The sequence below is a fragment of the Rhodococcus sp. R1101 genome, from assembly GCF_000278445.1.
GTDB lineage: Bacteria > Actinomycetota > Actinomycetes > Mycobacteriales > Mycobacteriaceae > Rhodococcus > Rhodococcus gordoniae.
This window is the reverse complement of the sequence record NZ_AJVB01000479.1, coordinates 1-2,942: the sequence shown is the minus strand read 5'-3', so window position 1 is coordinate 2,942 and position 2,942 is coordinate 1. Positions and strand designations below refer to the sequence as shown.

Annotated in this window: 5 protein-coding genes; 4 read left to right on the top strand and 1 reads right to left on the bottom strand. The window is 65.8% G+C overall.

Features of this window, described 5'->3' with window-relative positions; genetic code table 11:
* The 3 genes from R1101_RS0120195 to R1101_RS0120185 form a co-directional block, all read left to right on the top strand.
* Nucleotides 1-466, top strand: a 466-nt coding sequence (locus R1101_RS0120195) for an ATP synthase beta subunit C-terminal domain-containing protein (RefSeq protein WP_026003511.1), incomplete at its 5' end; no start/stop codon positions are given.
* Nucleotides 467-472: 6 nt separating this feature from the next.
* Entirely contained in the window at nucleotides 473-841 is a 369-nt protein-coding gene (locus tag R1101_RS0120190) for a F0F1 ATP synthase subunit epsilon (RefSeq protein WP_026003510.1), read from the top strand.
* Between the two features lie 39 nt (nucleotides 842-880).
* The gene (locus R1101_RS0120185; RefSeq protein WP_026003509.1) at nucleotides 881-1,315 is read left to right on the top strand and encodes a DUF2550 domain-containing protein; all 435 of its coding nucleotides are present in this window, start codon (nucleotides 881-883) and stop codon (nucleotides 1,313-1,315) included.
* A 10-nt stretch (nucleotides 1,316-1,325) separates the two neighbouring features.
* Here R1101_RS0120185 and R1101_RS0120180 read toward each other — a convergent pair whose 3' ends face one another.
* On the bottom strand, nucleotides 1,326-1,898 hold the full coding sequence (locus R1101_RS0120180) for a cob(I)yrinic acid a,c-diamide adenosyltransferase (RefSeq protein WP_016935109.1): 573 nt from the start codon (nucleotides 1,896-1,898) through the stop codon (nucleotides 1,326-1,328).
* Nucleotides 1,899-1,955: 57 nt separating this feature from the next.
* On the opposite strand from R1101_RS0120180, the gene murA reads away from it, so the two are divergent.
* The coding region (gene murA / locus R1101_RS0120175; protein ID WP_037224269.1) for a UDP-N-acetylglucosamine 1-carboxyvinyltransferase at nucleotides 1,956-2,942 on the top strand (987 nt) is incomplete at its 3' end.

Genomic DNA, 2,942 nt, shown 5'->3' with positions numbered 1-2,942 from the left:
GGCCACGACGTTCGCCCACCTCGATGCGACCACCGAGCTTTCGCGTCCGATCTCGCAGATGGGTATCTACCCCGCTGTGGACCCGCTGACGTCGACCTCGCGAATCCTCGAGCCGGGCATCGTCGGTGCCGACCACTTCCGGGTGGCCAACGAGGTCAAGCGCATCCTGCAGAAGTACAAGGAACTGCAGGACATCATCGCCATCCTCGGTATGGACGAGCTCTCCGAAGAGGACAAGGTCACGGTCGCCCGTGCCCGTCGTCTCCAGAAGTTCCTCGGCCAGAACTTCATCGTCGCCGAGAAGTTCACGGGTCAGCCGGGTTCGGTCGTGCCGCTCGCCGACACCATCGAAGCCTTCGACCGCGTGTGCAAGGGTGAGTTCGACCACCTGCCCGAGCAGGCGTTCAACAGCTGCGGTGGACTCGACGACGTCGAGGCTGCAGCCAAGAAGATCGCCGGAAAGTAGGCCACCGTGGCTGAGATGAGCGTGGACATCGTTGCCGTCGAGGAGCGTGTGTGGTCCGGATCGGCGACTCTCGTCACCGCCCAGACCACCGAGGGCGAGATCGGCATCATGCCCGGTCACGAGCCCGTGCTCGGCCAGCTCGTCGAGGGTGGCGTCGTGTCCGTCAGGACCGCGGACGGTCAGCGGATCGTCATGGCCGTCCATGGCGGATTCCTCTCGGTGACCGCGACGACGGTGACGGTGCTCGCCGAAGCCGCCGACCGCGTGGAGGACATCGACGTCGAGGCAGCCAAGTCGGCTCTGAACGATGAGAATCGTGACGAGTCGGAGATCGCAGCGGCCCGAGGCCGCCTGCGGGCTGTCGAACGAGCCTGATCGTCGAACAACGAGAAGCCGCGACGGAGCCGACGAGCAGTGTCACTCGGATTTCTGATTCTCACTATCCTTGTGGTGCTGCTCGCGGTCTCCGTCGCGGCTTTGTTGTACCGACTGTTCACACTGCGCGGCGGGGGTACCGCCGCGATCCTACGAGTGATGCCTCAGAACGAGGGTTCCGGCTGGAGGCACGGAATCGTCCGTTACGGCGACGAGACACTCGCGTTCTACAGGCTTTCGAGCCTTCGGCCCGGACCCGACGTGCGCTTGGCCCGTCAGGGCATCGACGTGCGGTCGCGGCGGTCGCCGAAGAGCACCGAATTCGACATCATGACCGAGGACATCGTGATCCTCGATGTGGTCGACCGCGACGACTCGTACGAGATCGCGCTCGACAGCGGCGCTTTGATGGCCTTCATGTCCTGGGTCGAATCCAGGCCCGACGGCCGGTCGCAGCGCCGCCGCCCCCTCTAGAGAGACTTCGTCACGCTCCTGCTCCAGGCTTCCACAGCACGTCTCCGTCCGGGTTCGCGATCCGGCACAGGATGAAGAGAAGATCCGAGAGCCGGTTCAGGTACTTCGCCGGCAAGACGTTGGTGTCGTCCGGAGCAGCATCCACCGCCGCCCACGCCGACCGTTCGGCGCGTCGCGCGACCGTCCTGGCGGTGTGCAGCAGAGCAGCGCCCGGCGTGCCACCCGGAAGAATGAACGAATCGAGCGGTTCCAGCTCTTCGTTGAACTCGTCGCACCAGCCCTCGAGTCGATCGATGTACTGCTGCGTGATGCGCAGCGGCGGGTACTTCGGGTTCTCCACAACGGGAGTCGACAGGTCGGCGCCGGCATCGAAGAGATCGTTCTGGATCTGCCGAAGGACCGAGACGAGCCGTTCCGGCAGCACGCCCAGTGCGAGCGCCACACCGATCGCCGCGTTGGTCTCGTCGCAATCGGCGTAGGCGATCAGACGAGGGTCGTTCTTCGAGACGCGGGAGAAGTCGCTGAGCCCCGTCGTTCCGTCGTCTCCGGTGCGCGTATAGATCCGTGTGAGGTGGACTGCCATGGGCGTCACGGTACCGGCTCTGCTCTTCCGGCGGACACGCCGTTACGCTGTGTCGTTGTGAGTGAACGCTTTCTTGTCACAGGTGGGAGCCGCCTTTCCGGCGACGTCGTCGTCGGGGGTGCCAAGAACAGTGTCCTCAAGTTGATGGCCGCAGCTCTGCTGGCCGAAGGCACGACCACGATCACCAACTGCCCCGACATCCTCGACGTGCCCTTGATGGCCGACGTCCTGCGCGGACTCGGGTGCGAGGTCGAGCTCGACGGCGACGCGGTCCGCATCACGACACCTGCCGAACCGGAGTACCGCGCCGACTTCGCGGCCGTGCGCCAGTTCCGGGCATCGGTCTGCGTGCTGGGTCCGCTGGTCGCCCGATGCCGCAAGGCGATCGTGGCCCTGCCCGGCGGTGACGCCATCGGCTCTCGCCCCCTCGACATGCACCAGGCAGGTCTGCGTCTGCTCGGCGCGCATTCGACGATCGAACACGGATGCGTCGTCGCCGAAGCGGACGATCTGCACGGCGCCACCATCCGCCTGGCGTTCCCCTCGGTGGGAGCGACGGAGAACATCCTGATGGCAGCAGTCCTCGCGAAGGGGGACACAACGATCGACAACGCTGCCCGCGAACCCGAGATCGTCGATCTGTGCACCATGCTCGTGCGGATGGGCGCACGGATCAGCGGTGCGGGTAGTACGACGCTCCGGGTCTCGGGCGTCGCCTCGCTCCGGCCCACCGAACACCGCTGCATCGGCGACCGGATCGTCGCGGCGACGTGGGGGATCGCGGCAGTGATGACGCGAGGCGAGCTCAGCGTCCATGGCGTGAACCCGAAGCACCTGGCGTTGGTGCTGGACAAGTTGCGCAGCGCCGGTGCCGAGGTCACGCCCCTGGCCGACGGGTTCCACGTCGTGCAGAAGGAACGCCCCCGTGCCGTCAACTTCGCGACGTTGCCGTACCCGGGATTTCCGACCGACCTGCAGCCCATGGCCATCGGTCTCGCTGCCGTCGCGGACGGGACATCGATGATCACCGAGAACGTCTTCGAA